Annotated in this window: 14 protein-coding genes; 2 read left to right on the top strand and 12 right to left on the bottom strand. The window is 27.6% G+C overall.

Annotation, left to right across the window (positions count from 1 at the left end; translation table 4 throughout):
• Positions 1-10: 10 nt before the first annotated feature.
• The 6 genes from guaA to lplA form a co-directional block, all read right to left on the bottom strand.
• A complete protein-coding gene (gene guaA / locus SFLOR_RS05445) occupies positions 11-1,555 on the bottom strand; it encodes a glutamine-hydrolyzing GMP synthase (protein ID WP_100917053.1) in 1,545 nt (514 codons plus the stop codon).
• Between the two features lie 98 nt (positions 1,556-1,653).
• A complete protein-coding gene (lpdA, locus tag SFLOR_RS05450) occupies positions 1,654-3,531 on the bottom strand; it encodes a dihydrolipoyl dehydrogenase (protein ID WP_100917054.1) in 1,878 nt (625 codons plus the stop codon).
• A 12-nt stretch (positions 3,532-3,543) separates the two neighbouring features.
• Positions 3,544-4,866, bottom strand: a complete 1,323-nt coding sequence (locus SFLOR_RS05455; protein ID WP_100917055.1) for a dihydrolipoamide acetyltransferase family protein — start codon at positions 4,864-4,866, stop codon at positions 3,544-3,546.
• Positions 4,867-4,889: 23 nt separating this feature from the next.
• A complete protein-coding gene (locus tag SFLOR_RS05460; RefSeq protein ID WP_100917056.1) occupies positions 4,890-5,879 on the bottom strand; it encodes an alpha-ketoacid dehydrogenase subunit beta in 990 nt (329 codons plus the stop codon).
• Positions 5,879-6,991, bottom strand: a complete 1,113-nt coding sequence (gene pdhA, locus SFLOR_RS05465) for a pyruvate dehydrogenase (acetyl-transferring) E1 component subunit alpha (RefSeq protein ID WP_100917057.1) — start codon at positions 6,989-6,991, stop codon at positions 5,879-5,881. The genes SFLOR_RS05460 and pdhA overlap by 1 nt, the downstream gene beginning before the upstream one ends.
• Before the next feature lie 10 nt (positions 6,992-7,001).
• Positions 7,002-7,997 (bottom strand): lipoate--protein ligase, encoded by a 996-nt coding sequence (gene lplA, locus SFLOR_RS05470; RefSeq protein WP_100917058.1) that lies wholly within the window; start codon positions 7,995-7,997, stop codon positions 7,002-7,004.
• Positions 7,998-8,134: 137 nt separating this feature from the next.
• On the opposite strand from lplA, the gene SFLOR_RS05475 reads away from it, so the two are divergent.
• On the top strand, positions 8,135-9,007 hold the full coding sequence (locus SFLOR_RS05475) for a Cof-type HAD-IIB family hydrolase (protein ID WP_100917059.1): 873 nt from the start codon (positions 8,135-8,137) through the stop codon (positions 9,005-9,007).
• 22 nt (positions 9,008-9,029) lie between these two features.
• Here the strand turns inward: SFLOR_RS05475 and pepF are convergent, their stop codons facing one another.
• A complete protein-coding gene (gene pepF / locus SFLOR_RS05480) occupies positions 9,030-10,808 on the bottom strand; it encodes an oligoendopeptidase F (protein ID WP_100917060.1) in 1,779 nt (592 codons plus the stop codon).
• 292 nt (positions 10,809-11,100) lie between these two features.
• Between pepF and SFLOR_RS05485 the strand changes: the two genes are divergently transcribed.
• The gene (locus SFLOR_RS05485; protein WP_100917061.1) at positions 11,101-12,975 is read left to right on the top strand and encodes an MAG1210 family protein; all 1,875 of its coding nucleotides are present in this window, start codon (positions 11,101-11,103) and stop codon (positions 12,973-12,975) included.
• Positions 12,976-13,036: 61 nt separating this feature from the next.
• Here SFLOR_RS05485 and SFLOR_RS05490 read toward each other — a convergent pair whose 3' ends face one another.
• The 5 genes from SFLOR_RS05490 to tuf form a co-directional block, all read right to left on the bottom strand.
• Positions 13,037-14,374, bottom strand: coding sequence for a M17 family metallopeptidase (locus SFLOR_RS05490; RefSeq protein ID WP_100917062.1), 1,338 nt, complete (start codon positions 14,372-14,374; stop codon positions 13,037-13,039).
• 46 nt (positions 14,375-14,420) lie between these two features.
• Positions 14,421-15,008 (bottom strand): GIY-YIG nuclease family protein, encoded by a 588-nt coding sequence (locus tag SFLOR_RS05495; RefSeq protein ID WP_100917063.1) that lies wholly within the window; start codon positions 15,006-15,008, stop codon positions 14,421-14,423.
• Between the two features lie 10 nt (positions 15,009-15,018).
• On the bottom strand, positions 15,019-15,405 hold the full coding sequence (locus tag SFLOR_RS05500; protein WP_100917064.1) for a hypothetical protein: 387 nt from the start codon (positions 15,403-15,405) through the stop codon (positions 15,019-15,021).
• Positions 15,406-15,550: 145 nt separating this feature from the next.
• Positions 15,551-16,258 carry a glycerophosphodiester phosphodiesterase gene (locus SFLOR_RS05505; protein WP_100917065.1) on the bottom strand — a complete coding sequence of 236 codons (708 nt, stop codon included), beginning with the start codon at positions 16,256-16,258 and terminating at the stop codon, positions 15,551-15,553.
• A 245-nt stretch (positions 16,259-16,503) separates the two neighbouring features.
• Positions 16,504-17,691, bottom strand: a complete 1,188-nt coding sequence (gene tuf, locus SFLOR_RS05510) for an elongation factor Tu (protein WP_100917066.1) — start codon at positions 17,689-17,691, stop codon at positions 16,504-16,506.
• Positions 17,692-17,698: the final 7 nt, after the last annotated feature.

Raw genomic sequence — 17,698 nt, forward strand, 5'->3', positions numbered from 1 at the left:
TTTAAAACTCCTATTCTCATTCAATTGTACCTGGAGGTTTTGAAGTAATATCATAAACCACTCTGTTAACACCATCAACTTTATTAATAATTTCATTGACAGTTTTATCTAAAAATTCTCAAGGTAAATGACTACTTGAAGCTGTCATAAAATCAATTGTATTTACAGATCTTAAAGCAACTACATAATCATAAGTTCTATTGTCTCCCATTACTCCAACTGTTTTTACAGGAAGTAATGTAACAAATGCTTGTGAAACTTCATTATATAAATTAGCTTCAATTAAATTATTTATGAAAATATCATCAGCTTCTCTTAAAATATCACATTTTTCTTTTGTTACTTCTCCAATAACTCTTACTCCAAGACCAGGGCCAGGAAATGGATGACGATTAATCATTAAATCAGGAATACCTAATTCTTTTCCTACAGCTCTAACTTCATCTTTGAATAATGTTCTTAATGGCTCTAGTAATTCAAATTTTAAATCTTCTGGTAAGCCTCCAACATTGTGATGTGATTTAATTGTTTTTGAAACATGACCATGACTTGAAGATTCAATAACATCAGGATAGATAGTACCTTGTGCTAAAAATTTAGCCCCTTGCATTTCTCTTGCTTGATCACTGAATACCTCAATAAATTTGCGTCCTATAATTTTTCTCTTATTTTCAGGATCTGTTTCTCCTTTTAAAGCATTATAGAAAGTTTCTCCTGCATCAATCAATTTAATATTCATATCAAATTCTTTATTGTACAAGTCCATAACTTTTTGTGCTTCATTTTTTCTTAACAAACCTGTATCAACTAAAATACATGTTAATTGTTTTCCAATTGCTTTTGAAATTAAAACAGCAGCTACAGAAGAGTCAACTCCCCCTGATAATCCAAGAATGACTTGTTCTTCACCAACTATTTCTTTAATTTCTGCAATTTTTTCTTTAATAAATTCTTTCATTTCTCAATCTTTTTGACATTTTGAAATATCAAATAAGAAGTTTTCTAGCATTTGAATACCTTGTTCTGAATGAGTTACTTCTGCATGAAATTGAATCCCATAAATTTTTTTCTCTTCATTTGCAATTCCCGCAACAGATGAATCTGAATGAGCTATTTGTTTAAAACCTTTTGGCATTTGTGTTAAATGATCTGCATGACTCATTCAAACTTGTGAGTTGTTTTTTACATTTTTAAATAGAGGAGTTTTTAAATCATCTATAAATAATTGTGCTTTACCAAATTCTTGTGAAGAAGCAAGTTCAACTTTTCCTTCAAACATTTCAGTTATAAGTTGCATACCATAGCAAACACCAAGTATTGGAACATTTAAATCAAATAATGCTTTATCAACAGTATATGCTTCACTTAAATATACACTACTTGGTCCTCCTGAAAATATAATTGCTTTTAAATTTGTATATTCTTTTTGTAATTCTTCTTTTGTTTTATCAAAAGGAATTACTTCTGCATATACATTTAAATGTCTAACTCTTCTTGCAAGCAATTGAGTATATTGACTTCCAAAATCTAAAATAAGTATTTGTGTTTTTGACATATTTCTTACCTTTCGCTAATTTTATTAAAACCAATGTTTTATTAATTATACATTAAAAAAACATCAGTATAATTCAAGTATACTGATGTTTTTTAAAATTAAAAGTTAATTGGTTTTCCTGTTTCTAATGCCTCAGCTGCTTCTCCAATTGCCTCACTTAATGAAGGGTGAGGGTGAATTGATCTTGCTATTTCAGTTATTGTAGCTTCCGATTGCATAACAGTAGTTATTTCTGAAATCATATCAGTTGCTGTATTAGAAATAATATGACAACCTAAAACTTGTTTGAATTTAGGTTCACAAATTAATTTAACAAAACCTCCTGTATTTCCATCAGCAAGTGCTTTACCAATTGCAGCAAATGGAAATTTATAGACTTGATATTCAGTTCCTGCTTTTTTAAGTTCATCTTCTGTTTTACCAACAGCAGCAACTTCTGGATAAGTATAAATACAACTTGGTACTCTGTCAAAATTCATAGATATATCTTCAGCGTGTTCGTTTCCCAATCTTCTTGCTATTCTATTTGCAGCAATGATACCTTGATGAGATGCAACATGTGCTAACATCATTTTTCCTGTAACATCACCAATTGAATATACTCCATCAATATTTGTTTCACAGTATTCATTTACATTAATATGTCCACGTTCATTCATTTCTAAATTAATATTTGTAAATCCCTCTGTTACAACTTTACGTCCCACTGATTGTAAACAATAATCAGCTTTAATTTTATATTCTTTACCATCTTTTTCATAAACTACTTCTTTTTTACCAAATGACTTTGTGTTTACTCCATAAATAATCTCTAAGTTTCCTCTAGAGATTAACTCTTTTGTCATTTCTTTTGAAACATCACTATCTAACATTTCTAAAATGGTTGGTAAAAATTGCAGAACAGTAACTTTTGTTCCTAATCTTTTATATACACAAGCAAACTCAATACCAATAACTCCTCCACCAATAATTACTAATTCTTTTGGAATTTTTGGAAGAGATAAAGCTCCTGTTGAATCAATTAAGAATCCTGATTCCATAGCTTCTTTTGCTCCTGGTAAATTAAAGTGATTTGGTACACTTCCTGTTGCAATAATCATATTGTCACAAGTATATTTTTTATTATTTACTTCAACTGTGTTTTTATCTAATGCTTTTGCAAAACCTTCAACTGATGTAACTTTATTTTTTTTCAATAAACCTTTTACACCTGTTGTTAATTTTCCAACAACATCATCTTTTCTTGCTTGAATTGCTTTTCAATCTGCTTTTACTCCACTAACATCAACTTGAATACCATACTTGTCTGCACGTTTTGTAATTTGTTCATATAAATATGCTGATTTTAATAAAGTTTTAGTTGGAATACATCCAATATTTAGACAAACTCCCCCATAATTTCCTTTTTCTACAATTAAAGTTTTTAAACCTAATTGAGCACACTTAATAGCAGAGACATAACCTCCAACTCCAGCTCCCACAACAATAACATCAAAATGATCTTCTGGATTTTTTGGTGTAAATTTTGGTGCTGGTCTTAAAGCTCCACCTTTGCCTTTTACAAGCCCTGACATATTTACATTATTTACAGCATTAACAATTGTCTCTACTGGTGATTTTTTGGGAGGAACTGCTCTTGTTCTTCCTCTTGAAAGTAAATCATTTGATACTGGTGTTGCACCAACAACTGATGCATTTTCTTCAACTGGTTCAGCTTTTGCTTCTTGTGGAGCATCACCTTTACCATCATCTATTTCTACAACTATATCTCCAACTTTAATTTCTTGATTTGGTGAAATTAAAATTTTTGCTACTGTACCATCTGTTGGTGCATAAATATCTGAAGTAACTTTGTCAGTTTCAACGTTAAATAAAGAGTCTCCCATTTTAACTTTGTCCCCAACTTTAACTAAAACTTCAGTAACTGTTCCTTCTGTTAAACCTTCTCCGATGTCTGCGAATTTTACTTTAAACATATATCAATTCTCCTAAACCAATAGAATTGCAGGATTTTGTAAATAATACGCGATTCTTGTTAAGAATCTTCCTGCATCAGCACCATCAATTACTTTATGATCTGCAGTAATTGAGAATGGCATATAATCTCTAATTTCAATTTCATCTTTAACAACTCCAGGAGCTTTTGTTATTGTTCCAACTCCTAAAATTGCTGATTCAGGGAAGTTAACAATTGGTGTTGCATAATCTAAACCTACAGCACCAAAGTTTGTAACAGTAAAAGTAGCTCCACTCATTTCACTTGGTGCTAATTTTTTAGCTCTTGCTTTTGTTGCAAGATCATTAATTTTTACAGCAATTTGTAAAACACTTAATTTATCTGCTCCTTTAATTACAGGAACCATTAAACCATCTGGTGTATCACATGCCATACCAATATTAATTTGTTGTGCAAATTTTGTTGCTTTATTTTCTTCATCAATTCTTACATTTAAATTTGGCATATCTTTTAAAGCATTTGCACTAGCTTTAATAATAAATGCTAAATAAGTCAATTTAACCCTTAATGAATCTGCATGACCTTTTAATTGATTTCTAATATTTACTAATTCAGTAATATCTAGATTTCTCAATCCTGTAAATCCTGCAACTTTTTCATGAGCTGTTGTCATTGCTTTTACAGTTGCTTTTCTAATAGGATTTCATGGTTTTGATTCAAATGTTAATGGTTCATTAATTTCAGGAACTGAAATTAATGGGTTTGAATAATCAATTGCAGTTCCTTTTGAAGCACTTGCAATTGGTGCTGAAACTGTACTTGGTTGTGGTGTTGCTGAAAATGATTGAACATCTGCAACTAATATTCTTCCATTTGGTCCAGATGGACTAACTTTTGATAAATCCACTCCCATAACTGCTGCCATTTTTCTTGCTAATGGTGATGCTTTAACATCAACATTGCTATTATCAATAATACTTGGTTGAGATGAAATCTCTTGTTTTGGTGCAACCTCTCTAGCTGCTCTTGAGATAACTTCATTAGAAACTGGTGTTGCACCAACAACTGATGCATTTTCTTCAACTGGTTCAGCTTTTGCTTCTTGTGGAGCATCACCTTTACCATCATCTATTTCTACAACTATATCTCCAACTTTAATTTCTTGATTTGGTGAAATTAAAATTTTTGCTACTGTACCATCTGTTGGTGCATAAATATCTGAAGTAACTTTGTCAGTTTCAACGTTAAATAAAGAGTCTCCCATTTTAACTTTATCTCCAACTTTAACTAAAACTTCAGTAACTGTTCCTTCTGTTAAACCTTCTCCAATGTCTGCGAATTTTACTTTAAACATATTTTCAATTCTCCTATGACTATTTAAAATTTATAATTTAAAATTTCTTCCATTTTAACTAATATTTTTTTTGGATGAGGTTGGTGATAAGCTTCACCTGAATCAAAAGGAATAACAATATCATAACCTGTGCATCTCATTGAAGGAGCCTTTAAGTATTCAAAACACTCTTCATTTACTGATGCAATAATTTCTGATGAAACTGAAAATGATCTAATTGCTTCATGTACAACTAATAATCTTCCAGTTTTTTTAACTGATTCGAAAATCATTTCTTTATCTCATGGTTGAATTGAACGTAAATCGATTAATTCAATTGTGATATCTGGATTTTTAGATTCTAATTCATCAATAGCTTTTTGACAATCAACAGTTTGTGCTCCATAAGTCACAACTGTTAAGTCATTTCCTTCTTGAATTTTAAAAGCTTTTCCTATTTCAACTGTATAGAATCCTTCAGGAACTTCTTGTTTGAAAGCTCTATATAATTTTGTTGGTTCAAATACAATAACTGGATCTGGTGATTCAATTGCTGCTAATAATAAACCTTTTGTATCGTATGGTGTTGAAGGACAAACAACTTTAATCCCTGGTGTATGTGCATACATTGCTTCCATTGCCTCAGAGTGTAATTCAAGAGCTCTAATTCCCCCACCCATTGGCATTCTTATAACAACTGGTGTAGGATATTTTCCTCTTGTTCTGTTTCTCATTCTACCCATATGTCCTAAAATATTTTGCAATGATGGTCATCCTAAACCTTCAAATTGTAATTCCACAACTGGTTTCATTTTATTAATAGCCATACCTATTGCAACTCCAGCAAATACTGCTTCAGAGATTGGAGCGTCAAAACATCTTTTTTCTCCAAATTTAGCTTGTAATCCTTCAGTGGCTCTAAAAACTCCACCTTCATAACCTGCATCTTCTCCATAAACCACAACATCGTCTCATTTTTCCATTGCAACTTCAAGTGCTTCTGAAACGGCTTTAACGTTATTTAAAACTTTCATTAATGGTGTCCTCCTTTTGCAACTTCTGGATATTTAGCAAAGAATTCTTTTGCTTCATTATATTGTTTTTCAAGATCTGGAGTTTTTTGAGCATATTGAAAATTAAAGACATCTTCTAAATCATATGATTTATTTGCTTCTGCTCAATCAAATTCTGTTCTAATAAATTCATCTTGTTCTTTATCTAATTTTTCTTGTTTTTTATCATCTCATATACCTTTTGCAATTAAGAATTTTTTCATTCTAATTAAAGGATCTTTAGTAAGTGCTTCTTCAAATTCAGGTTTTGGTCTGTATATATCTGGATTATCTGAAGAAGAGTGAGCTCCTAATCTATAAGTATCACATTCAATAAATACAGGTCCATTTCCACTTCTTGCATATTCAACTGCCTCTGATGCAACAGCATATACTGCCAATAGATCATTTCCATCAACTTTAACTGAAGGAATTCCTGATGCAATACCTTTTACAGCAATATTTATTGCTTTTGTAGATTTTTTATAAGGTGTTGATATAGCTCATTTATTATTTTCACAAATAAATATAACTGGCAGTTCGTGAATTTTTGCAAAGTTCATAGCTTCGTAAGTTTCTCCTTCACTCATTCCTCCATCACCAGTAGTAGTTAAAGCAACTCCACCAGTACCTCTATATTTTTCTGCAAATGCAATTCCTGTTGCTTGTGAAAATTGAGAACCAATAATAATATTTGGTGGAAGTGAATTTACACCTTCAGGTGATTTACCTCCATACTCATTTCCCATTCAATAAAGCATAATGTTTCTCATTGGCATTCCAACATTTAATCATGCTGCATTGTTTCTATAACCTGAAGCAAATCAATCTTTTCCTTTTATCATTGGTAAAGTATATCCAATTTCTGATGCTTCTTGTCCTGTTGATGAAAGAAATGACAATAGTCTTCCTTGTCTTTGTGCTTTATTTTGAAAATCATCTTGTCTTCTTGAAAGATTCATTAATTTGTAAGCTTCTATCATTTCTTTGTCAGTCATTTTTGGCATTAATTTTTCATTTAATATTTTGCCATCTTTATCCATAATTTGAACGATTTCGTCTTTTAATGGATCAAATTTTCCTATAAATTTCATTTTATACCTCCTATTGAATTAATAAGTTAAGAATGTCTTGAGTTGTAAATGTTTCTCCAAACATACCTTTAATATCTGAATTGTCTAAGATTTTCTGTAATTCGAATGTCTCATACTTTGCATTGATTAGACTTTTTTCAAGTGGTTCTGTTCCTTTAAATCCTAAAAAATCTCCATAGAATTTAGCTTCTTTAATAACTGCTTTTTCAATTTTTAAAAGAACTTCTACAGAACCCTTTCCTTCTAATCTTTGTTTGTTTCTATAATCAAAATCTGCATTTTTTGCAAAATTTCAATCTGGATTTTTGAATTTATTCTCACTAAGAGTTTTAATTTCTTCTAATTCTTCTTGAGATAACTCTATTGTTTTAATTTCTTGTAAATCTTTATATGTTTCAATTAACTGATTCATAAATTGTTCTATATCAATTTTATTTTCTATTTCAGAGTTTATATTTGTAACTCTAGCTGCAATAGATTTAATATTTTTTGAAAGAATCTTTGCTCTATCAACAGTTAAATAATTTGTTAACTTATCAAGATTTGCATTAAACAATATTGTTCCATGTTGCAAAAACCTATCCTCATATTTTCACATTGCATTTCCAGATATTTTTTTGCCATTTAATTCAATATCATTTCTTCCAGAAAATTTTGCGGGAACACCTAAATTATTTAAAGTTTTAATAACTGGCTCTAACATTGATGCAAATAATGAAACAGCTTTGTTATCAACATCTGTATAAATTATGCTAAAATTCATATTTCCCAAATCGTGAAATACAGTTCCCCCACCACTATTTCTTCTAACAATATTTACCATATCTTTTTGCGCATTTTGAAGATTAATTTCTCAAGCAGCATTTTGATTTCTTCCAACAACAATAGTATTGTCATTTTGCCATAAAAAAAGAATTGGTTCGTTATATTTTTTTACTCTTACAAAGTATTCTTCTGTTGCCAAATTAAAAGCAGGATCAACACAAGAAGTTTTATAAATAAACATTCTACACTACCTTCCTATACATATATATTTTAGAACTTTTCTCTGTTTTCTCCAAAATTTTTTTAAAGTATGAAAAAAATTTTCAAAAATTTTTATTATAAAAAATATATAATCTTAATTAAAGGAGTTGAATATATATGCAACTACAACATTTATCTAAAAAAAGACTAATTTTAATAGATTTAGATGGAACTACTTTAATGTCTAATGGAGAAGAAATTCATCCAATTACAAAAAAAGCATTAATAAATGCAAGAAAAGAAGGACATGAAGTTTGTATAATAACAGGTCGTCCACATAGAGCAAGTATCAGATTTTACAATGAATTGGGTTTAACTACTCTTTTAACTAATTTTGATGGAGCTCATATTCACGATCCAATATCAAAGAAATTTAAAAGAATTGTGTTTCCAATAAGTGAAGAAATTGTAAGTGAAATTATGAATCACGAAAAAATTAAAAGTTCTATTTCAAATATATTAGTAGAATCATACAATAAAGCAATGGTGAGAGAGAAAGACGAATTTGTAGAAAACTTTTTTCACTTAGATGACGTTGATGATGATGAATACAAAATAACAGATCCATATAAAAGCTGAGAAGGTTCAGCAACTAACTTAGTTTTGTTTATTGATACAGAAGATAATAGAGATGAAGTTTTAAGAGTTTTAGAAAAATTTAAACATACAATTAAAATTCAATCTGGAAATGTTTATGGAAATTTAACAAAGTCTTCAAAACTAATGATTACTTTAACAAATAAAATAGTAAATAAGGGATTTGTAACTGATATATTAGCTCAATATTACAATAAAGATATTAGAGATGTTATTGCTTTTGGAGACCAAATGAATGACTATGAAATGGTTCAAAAAGTTGGTTATGGAGTAGCTATGAAAAATGGAAGTCAAGAGTTAAAAAATATTGCAGCAGGTATTACAAATTTAACTAATAATGAAGGTGGAGTTGGAGAGTACTTAGAAAAATTGTTAAAAGGATTAGAAGTTTAAAAAACTGGCTTAAGCCAGTTTTTTATTTTACTAGTTTTTCTAATTCGTCTATCAGATTATCTATTTCTTCAATTAAAGGCAGATAAGTATTTTTATCTAAAAAATCTACACCTACATCTTTTAAAATTTCTAAGGGTTCTTTTGAGCCTCCCATTTTTAAGAAATTTATTATATTTTCTTTATATCCATTTTTAAAATCATTGTAAAGTTTAAAACTTGCAACTAAATCTATTGCATATTTGTAAACATAAAATGGAGATTGAAAGAAATGAGAAATATAAGGTCATGAATAATTTGACTCATCCTTATCTGCAAATTCATCATATCCAAACTCTTTTTGTTTTTGAACAAATAAGTCTTTTAATGTTTCTGTAGTAATTGGTTCATCTTCTTCAATTAATTTATGTGCACTATATTCAAAATCTGCAAATTGTATTTGTCTATAAAAAGTTGAAATTAAATCAAATATTCTTTGCTGTAATAAGTATTTTTTCTCTTCTAAATCGTTTGTATTTGAATATAAATAATCAAATAACAAATGCTCATTAAATGTTGATGCTACTTCTGCTAATATAATTGGATAATTATTTAATGGATAAACTTGATATTCATCTGAAAATAAAGTGTGCACTGAATGACCTATTTCATGTGCTAATGTACTTACTGAACCTAGTGTATCATCTCAATTCATTAATATTATTGGTTCAACACCATTTCCCCCAGATGAATATGCTCCATCAGATTTATTATCATCTTCATAATAATCTATTAGATTATCTTTAAAAGCTATTTGTAATTTATCAATATATTCTTTTCCTAAAACTTCTAAAGAATTTTTTACAATTTCTTGTCCTTGTTCAACACTAAATTTTTTATTATAGTCCTTAGTAATTTTTAATAATCTATCTGAAGAGTTAAATTCTTTTAAATCATAAACCTTCTTAATTAATCTATTATATTTTCTAAATGATTCAATAGTTTCCTTTCCAAATTCAATTAACTTTAAATAAATACTTTCACTAACTTGATCATCAAATAAATTCATTTCCAGTATTGATTTGTAATTTCTTACGTTTTTGCTTTCATATTGTTCTTGAATAATTGCCTCATATATTTTTGCAAAACTATGTTTTCTAGAAATAAAGTTTTCAAAATATAACTTTTGAGCTTCTTTTCGTTTTTCTTGATCCATTTTAGGATCTGAATTTTCCATAATTTCTTTATAAAGAGAAGAGGTTAATTCTTCTTCTTTATTTTGTCAAATTATTTTATTTGACTCTCTATCTGCATAAGCAAGAGAATCATATAAATTTCCAACTGCATTTCTGCTTCTTTCTAATTTGCTCATTAACTCTTCTTGTCTATCATCAAGAATATACTTTGAAGATTTAAAAAAAGTTCTAAAATAATAATTATAATTTTGTAAGTTACTTTCGCTTAATCATATAGATATTTTTTCTTCACCTATCTCTTTTAACTCATTTAATAAAAAAGCAGATTTAACTTTGGATTCTTGATAAAAGTTATCTAAAATTGAACTCAATTCTTGATTTTCATTATTTGTTTGATCAATATCAATTAAATGAGCATATTGATTTATTTTAGTTATTAGTAAATCTTTTTCCTTTTCTAAATTTAAATATTTTAAAAAATTCTCCTTAATATTTAAAGTACCTTTTAAATTATGAATATCTTGACATAATTCTTTGGCCTTTTTAATTTCATCGTTTCATTGTTGTGTGTTTTCATATAAATGGGAAAAATTTCATTTATATTTATTATCAGCGTTTTTTCTTTTCATAGAGTTATTATATAAAATAAAGTTTGTCTTTATAAAGAAAATAAAAAATAAGGTCTATAATTTTATTTTTTTATTTTATAATAAAAATGAACTAATAAAAGTTGTTTTAATAATAATATAGAGAGAGGTTTTTAGTTATGCTAAAAACCTTTAATTTGATAAGACTAATATAATAAAAACTTATAGTTTTTTATCAAATAAATTATCTATAAAAAATTTTTTATTACTTCTAAATTTTGAAATGTGAAATATTAAAAAAATTGAGTATTTAAATTATAAAGGAAATAAAATTATGATCTATGAACCATTAAAAGAATATGAAACAACTCTAAAGAAGAAGTTTGAAGATACTTTAGAAGAAGAATTTGATAAACTAGTAAAACTTTCAGGAGTTGATAAAGAAGCAAATGAAAAATTAATGAAGTCTATAAAAAGCGATCGTAAAAAAATAGCAAAAGCAAATGATAGATATCAATTAATGAAAAGATGAAAAGGCTTTTTATTCATTTTTTTTATAGTTTTTACTATAATAACAACTACAGTAGTATTAAGTATATTTATTAATTTATCACTTTTTATTGCCAATATAAGTTTATATGGAAAAGCTCTTTATCTAAGAATTTTAATAATGGGAATTTATGCAATTTACTCGTTCTTTTATTTAAAGTATTTTTTTATAAAATATAAAAAATTTTGAAAAGAAATAGATAAATTAAAAGCTAGAGCAGAAGAAAATATAGAAGTTGCATGACAACAAATGAAAAAATTAAATGATTTATTTGAATGAGGAATTCCTTTAAAACTTTTTTCAAAAACTATTGATTTTATAAAATTTGATAATAACTTAACTAGTAATAAAATGCAGTATTTGATCAGCAGATATAACTTACCTTTAAAAAATAAAACTTATTCAACAAAAAGTTTAATAAGTGGAGAAATAGCAAAAAATCCATTTCTAATTTGAGAAAGAAGTTTTTTTATAATGGAGGATATAACTTATAGCGGTCAAAAAAATTTTCAATATAAGAGAAACATTATAGAAGATAATGGTGATATTAGCTATTCAATTGATGATAAAGTTTTAAGAGCTGAAATTGTAAAACAAATTCCTGTTTTTAAAACTGAAAAAGTAGTACTTTTCATGTCTGATTTAATTCCTAATTTAAGTTATACAAGAAAACCACAAAATTTAAATTCCTTAAATTTAAAGGAATTAGAGGAGTTTATAAATAAAAATAAAGAACTTTTAGAGAAAAAAGCTATTGATTCAATTAAGGAAAATAGTAGTTTTAACTTGATGAATAATACTGAATTTGAAAGTTACTTTAATGTTCAAAATAGAAGTAATGAAATTGAATTTAGAAGACTTTTCACACCAATTGCTCAAAAAAATATGATAGAACTAATAGCAGATCTTAAAAGTGGATTTGGAGATGATTTCACTTTAGAGAAAAAAGGTATGATAACTTGAATTAAATCTGATAGATTAAAAAACTGATACTTTGATCAAAATCCTGTTGACTATACTTCTTTTTCATTAGATTCAATCAAACAAAAGTTCTTTGATATTAATAGAGTTCAGTTTAGACACATGTACTTTACACTAGCTCCTATTTTAGCAACTCCTGCATTAATTAATACAAATGCAAAAAGTTTAATTATAGATAGTCCAGAAGTTAATACAAATAGCTCCCCTTCAACACATGTTTTAGAATCTATCATCTATAAATTTTTAGATGATAACTATTCATTTACTTTATTTAAAAAAGAAAGTATTCTTGATTTAACTTCAATTGAAGAGAGTGGTGGAATTAATATTTCAAATCTAAATGTAAATTCCTTTAACAGAAATAGTACCACTGAATTTATAGTCAAAAAAACACCAGATGGTGATCAAAGAAATATTCCAATTAAGTATAAAAATTTCTTAAGAACTGTAGATTCATTTTATTTCCACTCTATTGTTGTAAAAGATATGGATAATGCCTTATATCTTTACAATATTTTCAACAATAACAATTGAAAAAAAATAATGGCAAACAATTCTTTAATGGAGCAAAATATGTTCTTTTCTCAAAACATTATCGGTATTTTTTCAAAAGAGAAAGTATCTTTAGACGATTTAAAAGTTTTTAAAAATAAAATGGATTATCAACAAACATTTTAATTAAAACTATAATAAAAAAATCAGTGATTTATAAATCACTGATTTTTTTCTTTTTTTATAATTATTTATTTAATAATTCAAACATAGTTCTTAGCATAGGTGCTCTACCACGTTTGTTGATATCTGCAGTTGATGCAATATCTAAATGAATAAAGTCTTTTCCTTCAGCAAATGAATCTAAGAATGCTGCAGCTGTTGAAGAACCTGCTTGTCTTCCTGGTTCTGAGTTAGCTAAGTCAGCTACTTTAGAACATTGCATTGCTTTTAGGTGATCTTTAAGAACTGGCATTCTTCATACTGCTTCTTGTGCTTTAATAGCTGCTTTATCAAATTCTCCATAGAATGAATCACTTGTTGAGAATGTTCCTGTGAATCATTTTCCTAAAGCAACATCAATTGCTCCTGTTAAAGTTGCAACAGTAATTGCTCTATCAGCTTTTGCATTTCTTACAGCATAAGTAATACCATCAGCTAAAACTAATCTTCCTTCTGCATCTGTGTTTGTAATTTCTACAGTTTTACCGTTCATTGATTTAATAACTGATTCTGTTAAAGTTGCTTTTCCACCAATTCTGTTATCTGTTAATAATCCAATTGACACTACATTAGTTTTTACTTTTGCTTTTGCAAGCGCCATAACTGTTGAAGAAACAATTGCAGCTCCTGACATATCGAATTTCATATTTTCAATAAAGTTAGATGGTTTTAAATTATATCCTCCAGTATCGAAAGTAATTCCTTTTCCTACTAAAGCAGTTCTTTTTTGAGATGGATCTGAGTTATATTCCATTACAACTACTCTAGCTTCAACATTACTTCCTGCATTAACTGATAGTAATAATCCCATACCCATTTGTTCGATTTGTTTTTTGTCATATACAGTAACTTTAATATCACTTAGTTCTTTTGCTTTTGCAGCCAATCTATTTGCAATTTCAACTGATGTACCAATATTTGGTGGTAAATCTTGTAAGTCTCTTGCAAAATCCATATATTCTATTTTTATTAATGATACTTCATAAATTGAATTATATTTTTTATCAAAAACAAAATTAATTGATTTTGGTTCTGTTGATTTTTCTTTATAGTCTAAATCTTTGTGTGATGCAAAAGCTATTGCTTCTACAACTGTTTGAAATGCTTCTTCAGCTTTTTCAAACTTAGAAATAAATGAATCAACATCTACATTTAAATCATATTTATTTGATTTAATAAATGACTCTAAAGAATTTCATAAATCTTTAAGACAAGAATTTTCTTCAACATAATAGTAAATTATTTTATCTTCACTTATTAATGATACTGCTCCATTTTCTTTTAAAACTAATTCATTAACTTTATCTTTTGAACTTACAGCTTTTAAAGTTAATGTAAATTGTTTTGCGTTGTTTGTTATCATATTAATTCTCCTTTATTTTATAAGATTATAATATCATTTTTTTTCATTAGTTTATTTTAAACTTGATTTTACAAGTTTTATTTTTACATATTCCATAAACGATTAAATGAATATGATCTTTATTTTTATCATATGAAAGAGATCCTTTAACTAAACCATGTCCATTTGGACATCTCAATTTTCTATTTACCAATTTTGTATTTAAAGAAAAGTGTTTAGACTTAGTTGTATATATATAGTATGTCTCTCTTTTTAATCTATCATTTTGATCTTCAATCTCATCTAAAAAAACAAAATTGATATCTTTAATCTCTTCTACTCTTTTGTTCATAATTGAATACATTTTGTTTTTTTTATTAGCATATCCTTTTATGTGCTGTTTAAATCTCTCTTTAACATTTACAGATTCACCAATATAGCAAAATCTTAATTTATTATTCACTATCGAATATAAAAGATAAACCCCTGGTTTTTTATTATCCATTTTATTCAGTTCATCAAACTTTAGTGATTTTTTATTCTCTAAAAGTTTATTTATAATTTCAAGTAAATAAATTTCAGATAAACTTCTAACATCTAAATTACTAGAGTTTTTTATTTTAGATATGATTTTAAATTGATCAGCTAATTTCATAAAACTTCCTTTATAAAATTATTATAAAGTAAAAAGCAATATTAAATAATTTTCAAAAATATATTCACTCTATGATTTGACAATCTCTTTTTTTATTTTTCTCTTTTCTTAACGTGTACATAAGAACTAAACCTGCAACAATTCCTATAACTCGCCCAATCACTATTAAAATCATTGAATACTGATAAACTATTTGATAATTGTAAATACCTGATATTTCAGTTTCAACTTTATATTTATCTAATAAGAAGGAATGGAATTGTCAAAATCATACATCGGGAGAAAATGCAGTAACTGAAACTAATCCTAGTGCTGTTGCATAAATTTTTTGATCTACTCCTATTTCATAAATTGTTGCTCATCTATTTATAACAAGTCCTCAACAAATTGCTCCCAAACTTAAGAAAAATATATAAACAATAACTTGTATTATTATTTTAAAAGTTCTAGACTGTTATTTAAATTAATCTACTTTAATAAAATGTTTTTTTACTAATACCCATCATTGTATTCTTTTTACTTTTAATAAAACTCCCTCCTTATTAAAAGTTAATTAACAAATCCCTTTTATCACTAATAAAAGAATTGATTTTATCTTTATATATTGATCAGATAATTTTTGCATCTTCATCATTTTTAAAGGTTCATATATTTAAAGGTAAATTTATTTTTTCAACTATCTTATAAGATGATTTGATTTTTAGATTCTCTACATAAGGATGTAAATAATCAAATTTCTTTATTAAATCAAAGTCTACTTTTTTAATATTTTCAATTAAATAACCCTTTTTAAAATTATTATCTAATTGTGAAATAAACTTTAAAACCTTAAGTTCAAATGATGAAACAACAATCTCTGCATTAGTTTGTTCTCTTAAAAGATTTAAAGCTCTCTTAATTTGTTCAAACTCTTCTACTGTGTTTCTATCTGGTTTTATTTCAACATTAATAAAGTTATACTCTTTTGAGATTTTCATAATAAAATCTTCAATGAATAATGGAGGTAGAAAATCAGGATTTTGCTTGAAGTAATCCATATTTTCAATTTCTTTATAAGTTAAACTTCTAACAGTTTTATTTAAATTTCCAATTCTTTTAAAATTGTGATCGTGAAAAATTATTATCTTTTTATCTTTTGTCATTCTAATATCAAACTCTACAGCTAGACAAGTTTTTAAGGCATCTTCAAAATCTATCATTCTGTTTTCTCTATTTTTACCCCTAAAACCTCTATGCGCTACTAAAAACATAATCTTTCCCTCTTTCAAAGATTAAGAGATACTTAAAACTCTCATTAATACTTTACTATTACTAGCGTAAACAAAACAAGTTATTCTTATTCACATTTTTATTATATAAAATAAATTAAGAGTTTCCAATTTTGCAAAACTAGTTTAAAAAAAATTACTAAATAAAAAACAAAAAAATCTTTGTATATATTTTATATACAAAGATTTTTAATTTTTAAAAGCTTTTATTTTTTATATTGTTTAAATTATTGAACGATTGAAACAACTGTTCCAGCACCAATAGTTCTTCCACCTTCACGGATTGAGAATTTTGTACCTTGTTCAACAGCAATTGGTTTAATTAATTCAACAACTAATTCAACGTTATCTCCAGGCATAACCATGTCTGTTCCACTTGGTAAGTGAACTTCTCCAGTAACGTCTGTAGTTCTAAAGTAGAATTGAGGACGGTATTTGTTGAAGAATGGTTTGTGTCTTCCACCTTCTTCTTGAGTTAAAGCATAAACTGATGCATTTAATTTTGTATGAGGTTTAATTGTTCCTGGTTTTGCAAGAACTTGTCCACGTTCGATGTCGTTTCTGTCAACCCCTCTTAATAATGCTCCAACGTTATCTCCAGCTTCAGCAAAGTCTAGTAATTTTCTAAACATTTCTAATCCTGTAACAACAACTTTTTTGCTATCTTCTACTAATCCAACAATTTCAACTTCGTCGTTAACTTTAACAACTCCTCTTTCAACTCTTCCAGTTGCAACAGTTCCACGCCCTGTAATTGTAAATACGTCTTCTATAGGCATTAAGAATGTTTTATCTGTATCACGAGTTGGTGTTGGAATGTATGCATCAACTGCATCCATTAATTCTTCCACTTTTTCAACTCATTTAGCATCACCATTTAATGCTCCTAAAGCTGATCCACGAATAACTGGTGCTCCATCTCCATCAAAGTCATATGCAGATAATAAATCTCTAACTTCCATTTCAACTAAGTCAATTAATTCTTCGTCATCTACCATATCACATTTATTTAAAAATACTGCGATTGCTGGTACTCCAACTTGTCTTGATAATAGGATGTGTTCTCTTGTTTGAGGCATTGGTCCATCAGTTGCAGCAACAACAAGGATTCCTCCATCCATTTGTGCAGCTCCTGTAATCATGTTTTTAACATAATCGGCATGACCTGGACAGTCTACGTGTGCGTAGTGTCTTTTATCTGTTTTATATTCAACGTGAGAAGTATTAATTGTAATACCTCTTTCTCTTTCTTCTGGTGCATTATCAATATTTGCATAATCCTTGAATTCTGCTCCACCTTTTGCTGCTAATACTTTTGTAATTGCAGCTGTTAAAGTAGTTTTACCGTGGTCAACGTGTCCGATTGTTCCAATGTTAACGTGAGGTAAACTACGGTCAAATGCTTCTTTTGCCATGTTTTTT

The organism is Spiroplasma floricola 23-6 (genome assembly GCF_002813555.1).
Lineage (GTDB): Bacteria > Bacillota_I > Bacilli_A > Mycoplasmatales > Mycoplasmataceae > Spiroplasma_A > Spiroplasma_A floricola.